This window comes from Cupriavidus sp. FW305-26 (assembly GCF_058787975.1).
In genome coordinates, this window is the sequence record NZ_JBYTAH010000013.1 from 71,637 (window position 1) to 85,263 (window position 13,627).

The window sequence follows — 13,627 nt, forward strand, 5'->3', positions numbered from 1 at the left end:
ATAGACCGCCTACCAGGGTTCCAGCTTCCACCCGTCCGGCGTTGCCGCCAGGCGATGGGTCAGCCCCAGGCTGCCCATGAACACATCGTCGTGGGACACCACCACCAATGCGCCCTGATAGCCGCGCAGCATCGTCTCCACCGCCTGCACGGACGGCAGGTCCAGGTGGTTGCTGGGTTCATCGAACAACAGCAGCTGTGCCGGCGGATCGGCATACAAGGTACAAGCCAGCGCGGCCTTCAGGCGCTCGCCGCCGCTGAGCAGGCCGCTGGGCGCGGTGGCCTTCTGCGCATCGAGATCCAGCAGCGCCAGCCGCGTGCGCAATGCCGCCTCCCCGGCGGTGTGGTTGGCGGCCAGCATCTGTTCGATGGTTGAGCGCTGCGGCAGCAGGCCGGCCAGTTGCTGGTCGAGATAGGCGCGCTCGGCATGCACCGCGCAGCGGCCGGCAAGCGGCTGCAACTGGCCGGCCAGCAGCCTGAGCAAGGTGGATTTGCCGCAGCCATTGGGGCCGACGACGCCCACGCGCTGCTGGCCCGTCAGCATCAGGCTGATGCGGCGCGTGGCGGCCGGCACGAACGGCAGGTCGACCTCGTCCAGTTCAGCCACGCGGCGTTGCGCGGCCTGACTGACAGGCAACGCGAGCAATACGATCGCGGCATCGTCCTCCACCTGTTGCGCGGCGTCGCGCACGCGCGCATCGAGCGCTTCGCGCGTGGCGGCCTGCTGCAGGCGCAGCCTGCCCGCCGAGGCCTGGCTGCGCTCCTTCTGCCGGCCCAGCAGGATGCTGGCCTGGTTGGCATCGCGCGCCTGCCGGTTGCCACGGGCCTGCCGCCGCTCCTGGCGCTCACGCTGCGCACGCAGCGACTGCTCTTCCCGCTTGCGTTCGAGCTTGCGCTGATCCAGCTGCTGCAAGGCGTTCTCGCGCTCCTGCGCCTTGCATTGCGCATAGAACGAATAGCCGCCGCCATAACTGCGCAGTCCGAGCGACGACAGCTCGACGATGCGCGCCATGCCCTCAAGCAACTGCCGGTCATGGCTGACCACCAGCAGGCCGCGCTGCCAGCGTTGCAGTTGCGCGATCAGCGCCAGCCGGTTCGGCCGGTCCAGATGATTGCTGGGTTCGTCGAGGATCAGGAAATCGGCATCCGACAGCAACGCACCGATCAGTGCCACGCGCATGGCTTCGCCGCCGCTCAGGGTGCTCGCCGGGGTGTGCGCCTGGAGGTGGCCCAGGCCATTGCGCTCCAGCTCCTGCCGCAACCGTTGCGGCATGTTCCAGTGCTCGCCGACGTCATCGAAGTCTTGCGCCGCGGCGCTGCCGGCCTCGATGCGCTGCAGCGCATCCAGCATCGATTGCACGCCAGCCAGCCCGGCCACCGACGTCTGCACGGCATGCGCGGCCTGCTGGGACAGGTAATGCACGCTGCCCGACCGCACGCAACGCCCCGCGGAGGGCTCCAGCTCCCCGCCCAGGATGCGCGCCAGCACGGACTTGCCGATACCGTTGCGCCCGACCAGGCCGGTGGGACGATCGTCGAATTGCTCGGACAGTTCAGAGAAGAGCGTCCGGCCGTCGGGCAGGACGTAGGAAACGCTTTCCAGCGTCAGCTTGGGATTTGACATGCGGGATTCCAGGGATGCCAGGAACTCCCCTGCTTGGGGGCGGTGGAGACTGGCCGTCATGCAGACGGCGGCATCAATGGCGCATGGTATGAATCCTCCGCGGATGGGGTTTGAATCGGCGAGGCATGGGCACGCATGCCTGAGCACACCGCCTCGCCCTACTCTCTGACTCGATCCAGATTATAAGTTCACCGGATCGGTAGCCAGCAGGTGATTGGTGAACGCCGCCTTGGTCTCGCACCGCCACGTCGCCCACAGCTTGCAGCCGTTCGGGTTGTCCGTGCCCCGGTCCAACTCGATCGCAAGCCAGTTCCTGGCCGGCATCACGTACCGGTTGGATCCGGGGAAGAGCATCATTTCCGCGGACAAGTTGACATCAAGCGCCTGCTTCGACTGAGCGACGTTGTTCAGCACATGGAAGAACAGACGCTCCATGACCCCGACCAGCGAGGGATGCACCACGGCAGTACTGGTCAGCTGCTGTATCTGCGCCCAGTTGTCCTTCGGCCCCACATCTTTCCTGCAGGCGACACCCCAGGCCGCGACATGGACATCGCCAGAGATGATCGTGACCCGCAGCTGCTTCTGGCTGGCGGTCTTGAGCAAGGTCTCCACCAGGCGCTTCCTCTCGCCCTCGTGGTCGTCGTGGGTCCAGTGGTCCTTGAGGTCATCGGCACTGCTGTCGAGCACATGATCCTGGCCAAAGTTGTCCAGGAAGGCTTCGGCCAGCGACAGCTTGGGATGCACCACGGGCACGGAAGACATCAGCAGCAGATGCTGGCAATTGATGCCGCCGGGGCTGGCGGCATCGCCCGACTCGATCCCCGACAGCCACCGCTGCAGTGCGCCCCAGGTACCGGGTCCAAGCACCTGTTCCTGGGATCGTTCGGTCCTCAGGTCGGCAACGATCACGCTGACTGGGCCAGCCGAATGCGCGAACGTGAACCCCGGCTGCTCGTCCAGCAACGGCAGCGCAAGCTTGTCGCCGGACAGCACCTGAGACCACTTGACCGGTTCGAACAATGGATCGTCAGACCGGACCCTGACGTCAGTGCGCGGCACCAGGTCGGGAAGCTGCTCGACAGCATGCTGCATCTGGAACACCCAGAAGGCCCGGCGCGCATGGAAGAACAGCCGCTGGAACAACGGACTGCGCTGCATCTCGGAGCTATAGGAACCCCAGCCGTCGAAGATGTCATGATCATCCCACATCATCACCGTGGGGATCCGTGCCATGGCCTGGGCAGCATCGAGCGGCTTGTCTGCGCTACCCCACCCTGACCTTGCATGAGGCAGCCAGCGCTCGCTGTAGTGCTTGAAATAGTAGTCCTCGATTTCCTTCTCGAGGTCAGCATCCACCGGGTACTGCAGCTGCTCCTCGCGCGTCAACCCGATCCAGCGCTTCAGCAGCTTGAGGTCTTCCCAGATCGAATCGAAGTAGATCTGGTCGCCGCCCATCAGCATCAGATGGAAGCGCTGGTTGCCCTGGTCATGGGTACGCGCCTCGTGCCAGAGCTGCTCCTTGTCCAGCTCATAGCCTGCCGGACGGATGTCCTTGTCGTGGTTGCACAGCAAGTCCGCCCAAACCGCATTCTCAGCCTTGACCAGCTTGCGCATGCCGCTCGGGTCGGAGAATCCGTTGCACGAAACATAGGCCATGCGCGGCGCGTAGCCCTTGCCGGGCACGGTAAAGTGCCACGCTTCCCCGACACCTTCGATGCTGTACGGTACCCGCCGTTCGTTCTTGCGCAGCTTGCAGGACAAGTCGTAGCGCAGATAGGTGTGGCCCGCATGCTGCAGCAGGATCACCGGCTTGCCGGCCTTGCGGCCCTCCACGGTGACCGGAGGAACCCTGGCTTGATCTTCGATGCCGATGAGCACCGTCACCTTCCATGAGCCATCCGTTCCGAGGCCACGAAACGACAGCACGGGTCCGAGCAGTAGCTTGCTCATTGCGATGGTCTCCCTTTGGTCACCATTTGTTGTTCGGCCGCGGGCTGCGCTGGCGCGATCGCCGCACAAAGCCTGGCGCCGCAATGGGACGCCGGCCCTGCCGGGGACATAAGGTGAACGAAGAGAGAATGCGCGTCAAGCGCCACCTGCTGATTACGCAAGGGTCGTCGACGCTTCAGACACCCCGCCCTGTCAGCCGCGCCAACGTCTGTTCCAGCTCGCGACGATCCGCCTGCCGCTTGGCGGCCGAACGCTGGGCCAGGTTATGCAAGTTGCGCCGTACGCCCGGCAACTCACCTGCGTGAGGAATCCCGATGAGCCCGAAATCCGCCATGTCAGCCACCATGGCCAAAGTCAAGCAGCACCTTGCAGCATTTGCCCGGATTGCCCTCGGCCAGTGCAAACGCGCCGGCAACATCGCGAAAATCGACGTGGTGCGTGACAATTTTCCCGGGATTGACCAGGCCTTTCGCGATCCAGTCAATCACCGTCGGGAACATCGCGCAGTTAAGCCGCGAGGCATACAGCGTCAATTCCTTCCTGGTGAGTTCCTGCTGCGGGATCGCCGATGGCGTCGGTGAAAAGCCCAATACCCCGATACGCCCGGCCGGTGCCGCAATGCGCACGGCCTCCTCCAGGATGGCCGGATGGCATACGGCATCGAAGATCAGTGTCGGACCGCCTTCCACGCCTCGCGCCGCCAGCGCCTGTTCGAGGGGCTCGCGCGCGGTGTTGATGACTTCGTCCTCTCCCGCACCGCATTGCCGCGCTAGCGCCAGGCGCTCGTCGAGGTGATCCGTGATGAAGGCGCGGATGCCATGGACGCGCTTGAGTACCTGCATCAGGTTGAGCCCGACCGGCCCCGCGCCATAGATCAATGCCACATCCTGCGCAAGCACGCCGGTGCGGTGCGTGACATTGGCAGCCACGGCAAACGGCTCGATCACCGAAGCGCTGGCTTCGGGCATGCCGTCCGGAATCACATAGGCATTGCCGGCCGGCACGCAGGCGTACTCGCTGAAGCCTCCGTCGCGATGCACCCCGATCACCTGGAGCCGGCTGCACACGTTCTGGCGGCCGATCCGGCATGCGTGGCATTGTCCGCAACTGATGACCGGATCCGCCACCACGCGCTGGCCGATGCGCGACGCATCCACCCCGGCACCCACGGCATCGATGGTGCCGACGAACTCGTGGCCGATGACGCGCGGATACGCCACGAACGGATTGTGACCGCGGAAGATATGCAGGTCGGAACCGCAGATGCCGGCATAGCGCACGCGTACGCGCACCTCGCCGGCAGCGGGCTCCGGCATTGGCCGCTCGCATACGGCCATGCTGTTGGGTTCTTCGACAACAATGCTAAGCATCGGAAACTCCGGCTACCAGTGCCACATCGCGCCATCCGCCAGCCGCGCAACCGGCAGGTAGGCACGTTCGTAGGGATACTTTGCGGCCAGTGCTTCGTCGATATCGACACCAAGGCCCGGCACCTCGTCCATGACCAGGTAGCCGTCTTCAAAGCGGTAGTTGTGGGGAAAGACCGCATCAGTCAGTTCGCTGTGCGGCATCAGTTCCTGGATGCCGAAGTTGGGCGCCCACAGCCCGAAGTTGACCGCGGCCGCCATGCACACCGGCGACAGGTCGGTCGCCCCATGGAACCCAGTACGCACCTGGTACATGGCCGCAAAATCCGCGATGCGCCGCACATGGGTGATGCCGCCCGCGTGCACGATGGTGGCGCGGATGTAGTCGACCAGTTGCTCGCTGATCAGCGTCTTGCAGTCCCAGACCGAGTTGAAGACTTCCCCCACGGCCAGCGGCGTGGTGGTGTGCTGGCGGATCAGCCGGAACGCCTCCTGGTTCTCTGCCGGCGTGGCGTCTTCCAGCCAGAACAGGCTGAAGGGCTCTAGCGCCTTGCCGAGCCGCGCGGCCTCGATCGGCGTCAGGCGATGGTGGGCGTCGTGCAGCAGGTGGGGCCCGAAACCCACGGCGTCGCGCACCTTGCGGAACAGTTCAGGCGTATGGCGCAGGTAGAGCGAAGTATCCCAGGGCTCTTCCGACGGCAGGCCTTTCTCGGCGGGCTCATAATGCCCGCCACCCTTGCCCACGCCATACACCTTGCCCAGGCCGGGCACGCCGGACTGCACGCGGATGGCCTTGTAGCCCTGCTCCACATGACGCTGCACGGCCTCCACGGCCTCGGCGTGGTCGCGCCCGTTGGCATGGCCATACACCATCAGCCCCCACCGGCTTCTGCCGCCCAGCAACTGGTACACCGGCATGCCGGCCAGCTTGCCCTTGATATCCCACAAGGCCATGTCGATGGCTGCGATGGCGGTCATCGTGACCGGGCCGGGGGGGGGGGGGGGGCGCTACGCCTCAGTCCACCACGTAGTCGCTGACCGGCACGCAGGCGCAGAACAGGTTGCGGTCACCATACACGTTGTCGGCACGGCCGACCGGCGGCCAGTACTTCTGCGTGCGCAGCGATGCCACCGGGTACGCGGCTTCCTCGCGCGTGTACTTGTGGGTCCACTCGTCGGCGGTCACCACCGCGGCCGTGTGCGGCGCGTGCTTGAGCGGGTTGTCGTCGCGGTCGAAGGTGCCGTCGGCAACGCGGCCGATTTCCTGGCGGATCGCGATCATCGCGTCGATAAAGCGGTCCAGCTCGTGCAGCGCCTCGCTCTCGGTCGGCTCGATCATCAGCGTGCCCGGCACCGGGAAGCTCATGGTCGGGGCGTGGAAGCCGTAGTCCATCAGGCGCTTGGCCACGTCTTCATTGCTGATGCCGGTGTCCTTCTGCAGCGGGCGCAGGTCCAGGATGCACTCGTGCGCGACCAGGTCGTGCTGGCCGGTGTACAGCACCGGGTAGTACGGGGCCAGGCGCTTGGCGACATAGTTGGCCGCCAGGATCGCGTTCTCGGTGGCGGCGGTCAGGCCGGCCGAACCCATCATCGCGATATACATCCACGAGATCGGCAGGATGCTGGCCGAGCCGAACGGCGCCGCCGAAACGCCGCCGATGCCGCGGTCGTCGCGGCGATAGCCGACGCTGTCCTGGTTGGGCAGGAAGTCAGCCAGGTGCGCGCCGACTGCAACCGGGCCCACGCCCGGGCCGCCGCCGCCGTGCGGGATGCAGAAGGTCTTGTGCAGGTTCAGGTGCGACACGTCGCCGCCGAACTGGCCCGGCGCGGCGGTGCCGACCATGGCGTTCATGTTGGCGCCGTCCACGTACACCTGGCCGCCGTGCTGGTGCACGATCTCGCAAATCTGCTGCACGCCCTGCTCGAACACGCCATGCGTGGACGGGTAGGTGATCATGATCGCCGCCAGGTTCTTGCTGTGCTGCTCGGCCTTCTTCGCCAGGTCTTGCAGGTCGACGTTGCCGTCCTCATCGCAGGCTACGACCACCACCTTCATGCCGGCCATCTGCGCCGACGCCGGATTGGTGCCGTGTGCGGACGACGGAATCAGGCAGATGTCGCGATGGCTCTCGCCGCGGCTGGCGTGGTAGGCGTGGATGATCAGCAGGCCCGCGTACTCGCCCTGCGAGCCGGCGTTGGGTTGCAGGCTCACCGCGGCGTAGCCGGTGGCGGCGCACAGCATGGCCTCGAGCTGGTCGATCATCTCGCGGTAGCCCACGGTCTGGTCCAGCGGCGCGAACGGGTGGATCTGGCTGAATTCGGGCCAGGTCACCGGGATCATCTCGCTGGTGGCGTTCAGCTTCATCGTGCACGAGCCCAGCGGGATCATGGTGCGGTCCAGCGCCAGGTCCTTGTCGGCCAGCATGCGCAGGTAGCGCAGCATCTCGTGTTCGGCGTGGTGCGTGTTGAACACCGGGTGGGTCAGGTATTCGCCGGTGCGTGCCAGTTCGGAGGGGAAGCCGTCCTGCGCGACGGCCTCGAGCTTGTCGAAGTCCACGTCCGCGGGCAACGGCTTGCCCTGCATGAATACTTCCCATAGCGCGACCACGTCGGCACGGGTAGCGGTCTCGTCCAGCGAGATGCCGACGCGCGTGGCGCTGATATGGCGCAGGTTGATGCCGCGCGCGGTGGCCGCGGCATGGATGGCATCGGTGTTGAAGCCGGTTTCCAGCGTCAGCGTATCGAAGAAGCTGGCGTTGGTGCGCGCGAAGCCGAGCTTTTCCAGGCCGGCGGCCAGCGTCGCGGTCAGGCGATGCACGCGCTGCGCGATGCGCTTCAGGCCCTGCGGACCGTGGTAGACGGCATACATCGAGGCCATTACGGCCAGCAGCACCTGCGCAGTACAGATGTTCGAGGTGGCCTTCTCGCGGCGGATATGCTGCTCGCGCGTCTGCAGGGCCAGGCGATAGGCCTTGTTGCCCTGCGCATCGATGGTCACGCCCACCAGGCGGCCCGGCATCGAGCGCTTGAAGGCGTCCTTCACCGCCATATAGCCGGCGTGCGGGCCGCCGAAGCCCAGCGGTACGCCGAAGCGCTGCGAGTTGCCCACGGCCACGTCGGCGCCCCATTCGCCAGGCGCGGCGATCAGCGTCAGCGCCAGCAGGTCGGCGGCAGCCACCACCAGGCCGCCGGCGGCGTGCACGGCGTCGGCGATGGCGCGGTAGTCGTTGACGTCGCCGTTTACGCCCGGATACTGCAGCAGCACGCCGAAGGCGTTGGCCGCGGCGGCATCGGCGGCGGGGCCGACCTTGACTTCGATGCCCATCGGCAGCGCGCGCGTGCGTACCACTTCCAGCGTCTGCGGCAGCACGTCGTCGGCCACGTAGAAGGTGTTCGAATCGTGCTTGTTCACGCGCTGCAGCAGCGTCATGGCTTCGGCCGCGGCAGTGCCTTCATCCAGCATCGACGCATTGGCGATATCCAGCCCGGTCAGGTCGGTGACCATCTGCTGGAAGTTCAGCATCGCTTCCAGGCGGCCTTGCGAGATTTCCGGCTGGTAGGGCGTGTAGGCGGTGTACCAGGCCGGGTTCTCGAAGATATTGCGCAGGATGACGCCGGGCGTGACGGTGTTGTAGTAGCCCTGGCCGATAAAGCTCTTCAGCACCCTGTTCTTGCCTGCCAGCCCGCGCAGCCTTGCCAGCGCGGCTTCCTCGCTCAGCGGCTCGGTGAACTCGCCCATCGGCATGCCGTCGCGGCGGCGGATGGCGGCGGGGATGACGGCGTCGATCAGCGCGGCGCGGCTGTCATAGCCGAGCACCTTCAGCATGTGCTGCTGTTCGGGGGTATCGGGGCCGATATGGCGGGCGGCGAAGGCGTCGCGCGCCTCCAGTTCGGCCAGCGTGGGCCGGTTCACTTGGGCGGCGTTCATGGGAAGCGGGGCGTTCATTGGCAAGAACCTCGTGGGGTGCGCGCCGGCCGGTGGTCAGCCGGGACGGCGCGCGTCAGTCTGCAGTGGCCGGTCCAACCATGGACCGGCGCGGCCGGCGTCAGGCGCCGACGCTGGCCTTGTAGGCGTCGGCCGACATCAGGCCGTTGACGTCGTCGCCGTTGGCCGGCTTGAGCTTGAACAGCCACGCGTCGAAGGCGTCGGCGTTGACGCTCTCCGGGGCAGCCGTGGCGGCCTCGTTGACGGCGATCACTTCGCCGGCCACGGGGGCGTAGATGTCGGAAGCGGCTTTTACCGATTCCACCACTGCCAGCGCGTCGCCGGCACCGACCGACTTGCCCACTTCGGGCAGTTCCAGGAAGACGATGTCGCCCAGCGCGTCCTGCGCATGGTCGGTGATGCCGATGGTGAGCGTGCCGTCGGCTTCGACGCGTACCCACTCATGCGACTCGGTGTACTTGAGGTCAGCGGGGAAATTCATGAAGGTTCTCCGGATACAGATTTGTTTCTTGTTGGGTGATGCCTGCCCGGCGAAGCTGCCGGCAGGCGAGGGCGACCGTTGGTATGAGCCTCAGCTCACGAGTGCCTTGCCATTACGCACAAACGGCAGTTTAACCACAGTCGCGTTGAGTTTGCGGTCGCGGATCTCCACCTGCACGGTATCGCCCACGGCGACATCCTTGGGCAGTCGGGCAAAGGCGATGGACTGGGACAGCGACGGGCTGAAGGTGCCGCTGGTGATTTCACCGTCACCGGCCGGCGTGATCACTTTCTGGTGGGCGCGCAGGACGCCGCCTTTGTCACGCAGGATCAGGCCGAGGAATTGCTGGCGCGAACCGGCCGCGGCCAGTGCCGCCTTGCCGGTGAAGTCACGCTCGCTCTGCAGGTCAACGGTCCAGGCCAGGCCCGCATCCAGCGGCGAGGTGTTGATATCCATGTCCTGGCCGTACAGGTTCATGCCGGCTTCCAGGCGCAGCGTGTCGCGCGCGCCCAGGCCCGCCGGGCGCACGCCGGCGGCGTTCAGCTTTTCCCAGATGGCGGCGACGTTCTCGGCCGGCACCACCAGTTCGAAGCCGTCTTCGCCGGTGTAGCCGGTGCGCGCCACCATGATCTCGCCGAGGGCCGGGTCCTGGACCACGGCGGCGTTGAAGGGCTTGAGCGTGTCCGACGGCTGGGTCGAGGGGAAAGTGCTCCACACTTTGGTGCGGGCGTTGGGCCCCTGCACGGCGACGATCGCCAGAGGCTGCACGCCTGCAGGCGCAACGTCCTCGCGGCGCGGCGTGATGGTCACATCGCTGCCGGTGGCGGCATTGCGCGCGCGGATCCATTCGATGTCGCCCAGCGCGGTGCTGGCGTTGACGACCAGGCGGAAGTGGTCCTCGGCAAAGAAGTAGACGATCAGGTCGTCGATCACGCCGCCTTTCTCATCCAGCATGCAGGAGTAGAGCGCCTTGCCCGGGGTCTGCAGCTTGTCGACATTGTTGGCCAGCAGGCCGCGCAGGAAGCTGCGGGTATTGGCGCCGGCGAGGTCGACCACGCACATGTGCGACACGTCGAACATGCCGGCGTCGGTGCGCACAGCATTGTGTTCTTCGATCTGGGAGCCGTAGTTGACCGGCATGTCCCAGCCGCCGAAATCAACCATGCGGGCGCCGAGGGCGCGGTGGATGGCGTTGAGGGGCGTGGCCTGGAGCGTCATGGAATCCTCTGGGGCAGTCTCGGTTGGCGAAAACAAAAAAGGGCCATCCGCCGCAACGCTCGCCGCGCCTGAATGTGGCGTGGCAATCCGCTGCGGCGGATGACCCCTCTGTCCTCGATACCTGAGAGATTACAAGGCGGATCCTGCCGGACCCCGTCCTCGTGCGCCCCTTCGGTGGGCACGCTCGCCACGAATGGCGGGTGCCGCTCTCCAGAGTTCGGCATGCATCGTGTGCATATTGCATGCCGATCCGATCGGTCCGTGGTGCCTGAGAGTTTTCGGGTGATACCCCTTCGGCGGCGCAGGCGATGCGCGCTCTCCCGGTCGGATGCGCGCAATGTACGGGAGGCCCCGGCCTTTGTCAAACGGGCCAGGGGAGCCTGCCGTACCTGTCGCTGCGGTGGTCTGGCTTACTTCTTCTTGTCGTCGGTGACAACGTTACCGATCACGCCGCCCACGGCCGCGCCACCCAGCGTACCCAGCGCGCTACCGTCGGTGAGGATGGCGCCGCCCACGGCGCCCGCGCCCGCGCCAATGGCGGTATTACGCTGCTTCGGGGTCATATCCGCGCAACCGGCAAAGGCCGCGACGGTCACGCCGATCAGGGTCACCTTGGTCAAAGTCTGCAGGGTTTTCATTATTGGCTCCGATGTGATGATTCAAGCATGTCAACCCCGCCGCGCAGGCCAGGGGACATACTAGTTAGAGCGTTTGGTTGCGCGATTGGCTCCGGCCTTTACGAAGTGTTACGCCGGTGACACAACCGGCCGTGTCAACGCGGTTTGCGCTGACTGACCTGCCGCGGCCAGCGTGTTAACATCGGCAGCTTTGCCGCCGTGCCCGTTTTTTGGGTGCTGGCGTGTCCCGCCTGGCCTTCCGCTGTTCCTGCCGATTTCCCTGCCTCCAACCGCATCCCACGCATGACCCATGGCCTGAACTCCGCCCAATCCGAAGCCGTCCGCTACCTGGACGGCCCTTGCCTGGTGCTGGCCGGGGCGGGCTCCGGCAAGACCCGGGTGATCACGCAGAAGATCGCGCATCTGATCGAGGACAAGGGCTTCGAGCCGCGCCATATCGCCGCCGTCACCTTTACCAACAAGGCCGCCAAGGAGATGCAGGAGCGCATCGGCAAGCTGATGGAGGGCAAGACTACGCGCGAGGGCAAGCGCATTCCGCTCAAACAGCTGACGGTCTGTACCTTCCACTCGCTCGGGGTGCAGATCCTGCGCATGGAGGCCGAGCACGTGGGCCTGAAGCCGCAGTTTTCGATCATGGATTCGGACGACTGCTTCGGCCTGATCCAGGAGCAGCTCGGCACCACCGACAAGAAGCTGATCCGCGGCGTGCAGGGCACGATCTCGCTGTGGAAGAACGGCATGGTCGATCCGGAGGCAGCGATCGCGCAGGCCGCCAATGCCGACGAGCACCAGGCCGCGCTGGTCTACCGCAACTACGTGGCCACGCTGCATGCCTACCAGGCGGTGGATTTCGACGACCTGATCCGCCTGCCGGCCGAACTGTTCGCGCGCAATGAAGCGGTGCAGCTCAAGTGGCAGAACCGCCTGCGCTACTTCCTGGTCGACGAATACCAGGACACCAACGCCTGCCAGTACCAGTTGCTCAAGCTGCTGGCGGGCGGCTCGCACCTGCGCGCGCCGGCCTTTACCGCGGTGGGCGACGACGACCAGGCCATCTACGGCTGGCGCGGCGCCACGCTGGACAACCTGCGCGGGCTGCAGACCGATTTTCCGGACCTGAAGGTGATCAAGCTGGAGCAGAACTACCGCTCCACCGTGCGCATCCTGGAAGCGGCCAACGCGGTTATCGCCAACAATCCCAAGCTGTTCGACAAAAAGCTGTGGAGCGAGCACGGCATGGGCGACCCCATCGCCATCCACCCGATGAACGACGAGGAGCACGAGGCCGAGTCGGTGGTGTTCCGCCTGTCCGCGCACAAGTTCGAGCGCCGCGCGCAGTTCCGCGACTACGCCATCCTGTATCGCGGCAACCACCAGGCGCGGCTGTTTGAGCAGATCCTGCGGCGCGAGCGCATTCCCTATGTGCTTTCAGGCGGCCAGAGCTTCTTCGACAAGGCCGAGATCAAGGACATCTGCGCCTACCTGCGCCTGATTGCCAATCCCGACGACGATCCCGCCTTTATCCGCGCCATCACCACGCCGCGCCGCGGCGTGGGAAACACCACGCTGGAAGTGCTGGGCACCTTTGCCGGACAGGCCAAGGTGTCGCTGTTCGAGGCCGCGATGATGGGCGGTATCGAAGGCAAGCTGCAGCCGCGCCAGCTGGAGCCGCTGCGCGTGTTCTGCGAATCGATGGTACGGCTGGCCGACCGCGCGGCCAAGGATCCCGCCACCGTGGTGCTGGACGACCTGATGGAAGGGATCCACTACGAGGCCTACCTGTACGACAGCTTCGACGAACGGCAGGCGCAGTCGCGCTGGACCAACACGCTGGAATTCCTGGACTGGCTCAAGCGCAAGGGCACCAAGCCCGAAGGCGCCGAGGGCGAGGAAGCCACCGGTTTCGACAATGCCGACGGCTTCGGCAGCGAAGGCAAGAACCTGCTGGAGCTGACCCAGACCGTGGCGCTGATGAGCATGCTGGAAGGCCGCGAGGAAGATCCCGACGCGGTGCGGCTGTCCACGCTGCATGCGTCCAAGGGGCTGGAGTATCCGCACGTGTTCCTGGTCGGTGTGGAGGAGGGCATCCTGCCGCACTGCCGCGAAGACGAGGACATGAGCGACGAGAAGATCGAGGAAGAGCGGCGGCTGATGTATGTCGGCATCACCCGCGCCCAGCGCAGCCTGCATGTCAGCTGGTGCAAGAAGCGCAAGCGTGCGCGCGAAACCTACTCGTGCCAGCCTTCGCGCTTTATCGGCGAGATGAAGCTGGAGGAGGCGCCTGCGCCGGTGGATGAAACCCCGGCGATGAGCCCCAAGGACCGGCTCGGCGCGCTCAAGGCACTGCTGGGAACCGGCGGCAAGACGGCCCCGGGCTGAACGGGGCGCTACAGTCCCGATA

At 65.8% G+C, this 13,627-nt stretch carries 8 protein-coding genes, 1 pseudogene and 2 riboswitches; of the genes and pseudogenes, 1 reads left to right on the forward strand and 8 read right to left on the reverse strand.

Going from position 1 to position 13,627, the window contains the following annotated elements:
• Positions 1-9 precede the first annotated feature (9 nt).
• The 8 genes and pseudogenes from AC3WQZ_RS10455 to AC3WQZ_RS10490 all read right to left on the reverse strand — a co-directional run bounded on the left by AC3WQZ_RS10455 (position 10) and on the right by AC3WQZ_RS10490 (position 11,226).
• The gene (locus AC3WQZ_RS10455; RefSeq protein ID WP_492300475.1) at positions 10-1,623 is read right to left on the reverse strand and encodes an ABC-F family ATP-binding cassette domain-containing protein; all 1,614 of its coding nucleotides are present in this window, start codon (positions 1,621-1,623) and stop codon (positions 10-12) included.
• 180 nt (positions 1,624-1,803) lie between these two features.
• A complete protein-coding gene (locus AC3WQZ_RS10460) occupies positions 1,804-3,582 on the reverse strand; it encodes an alkaline phosphatase D family protein (protein WP_492300518.1) in 1,779 nt (592 codons plus the stop codon).
• Positions 3,583-3,911: 329 nt separating this feature from the next.
• A complete protein-coding gene (locus AC3WQZ_RS10465) occupies positions 3,912-4,946 on the reverse strand; it encodes a Zn-dependent oxidoreductase (protein WP_058698645.1) in 1,035 nt (344 codons plus the stop codon).
• Positions 4,947-4,958: 12 nt separating this feature from the next.
• Positions 4,959-5,933 (reverse strand): annotated as a pseudogene (manD, locus tag AC3WQZ_RS10470) (D-mannonate dehydratase ManD); the annotation flags it as partial.
• A 25-nt stretch (positions 5,934-5,958) separates the two neighbouring features.
• Entirely contained in the window at positions 5,959-8,889 is a 2,931-nt protein-coding gene (gene gcvP / locus AC3WQZ_RS10475) for an aminomethyl-transferring glycine dehydrogenase (RefSeq protein WP_011616221.1), read from the reverse strand.
• A 100-nt stretch (positions 8,890-8,989) separates the two neighbouring features.
• Complete coding sequence (gcvH, locus tag AC3WQZ_RS10480) at positions 8,990-9,370, reverse strand: glycine cleavage system protein GcvH (RefSeq protein WP_010812169.1); 381 nt, start codon at positions 9,368-9,370, stop codon at positions 8,990-8,992.
• 90 nt (positions 9,371-9,460) lie between these two features.
• Positions 9,461-10,588 (reverse strand): glycine cleavage system aminomethyltransferase GcvT, encoded by a 1,128-nt coding sequence (gene gcvT, locus AC3WQZ_RS10485; RefSeq protein WP_492300477.1) that lies wholly within the window; start codon positions 10,586-10,588, stop codon positions 9,461-9,463.
• Positions 10,589-10,686: 98 nt separating this feature from the next.
• A riboswitch (glycine riboswitch) is annotated at positions 10,687-10,812 on the reverse strand.
• A gap of 21 nt (positions 10,813-10,833) precedes the next feature.
• A riboswitch (glycine riboswitch) is annotated at positions 10,834-10,921 on the reverse strand.
• A 77-nt stretch (positions 10,922-10,998) separates the two neighbouring features.
• On the reverse strand, positions 10,999-11,226 hold the full coding sequence (locus AC3WQZ_RS10490) for a YMGG-like glycine zipper-containing protein (protein ID WP_010812167.1): 228 nt from the start codon (positions 11,224-11,226) through the stop codon (positions 10,999-11,001).
• Between the two features lie 282 nt (positions 11,227-11,508).
• Between AC3WQZ_RS10490 and AC3WQZ_RS10495 the strand changes: the two genes are divergently transcribed.
• Entirely contained in the window at positions 11,509-13,605 is a 2,097-nt protein-coding gene (locus AC3WQZ_RS10495; protein WP_010812166.1) for a UvrD-helicase domain-containing protein, read from the forward strand.
• The last annotated feature ends 22 nt before the right edge of the window (positions 13,606-13,627 follow it).

What these genes read in the sequence shown, in the direction of transcription:
- AC3WQZ_RS10455 (WP_492300475.1), bottom strand. Translation starts at nt 1,623, where the DNA reads ATGTCAAATCCCAAGCTGACGCTGGAAAGCGTTTCCTACGTCCTGCCC.
- AC3WQZ_RS10465 (WP_058698645.1), bottom strand. Translation starts at nt 4,946, where the DNA reads ATGCTTAGCATTGTTGTCGAAGAACCCAACAGCATGGCCGTATGCGAG.
- gcvP (WP_011616221.1), bottom strand. Translation starts at nt 8,889, where the DNA reads ATGAACGCCCCGCTTCCCATGAACGCCGCCCAAGTGAACCGGCCCACG.
- gcvH (WP_010812169.1), bottom strand. Translation starts at nt 9,370, where the DNA reads ATGAATTTCCCCGCTGACCTCAAGTACACCGAGTCGCATGAGTGGGTA.
- gcvT (WP_492300477.1), bottom strand. Translation starts at nt 10,588, where the DNA reads ATGACGCTCCAGGCCACGCCCCTCAACGCCATCCACCGCGCCCTCGGC.
- AC3WQZ_RS10490 (WP_010812167.1), bottom strand. Translation starts at nt 11,226, where the DNA reads ATGAAAACCCTGCAGACTTTGACCAAGGTGACCCTGATCGGCGTGACC.
- AC3WQZ_RS10495 (WP_010812166.1), top strand. Translation starts at nt 11,509, where the DNA reads ATGACCCATGGCCTGAACTCCGCCCAATCCGAAGCCGTCCGCTACCTG.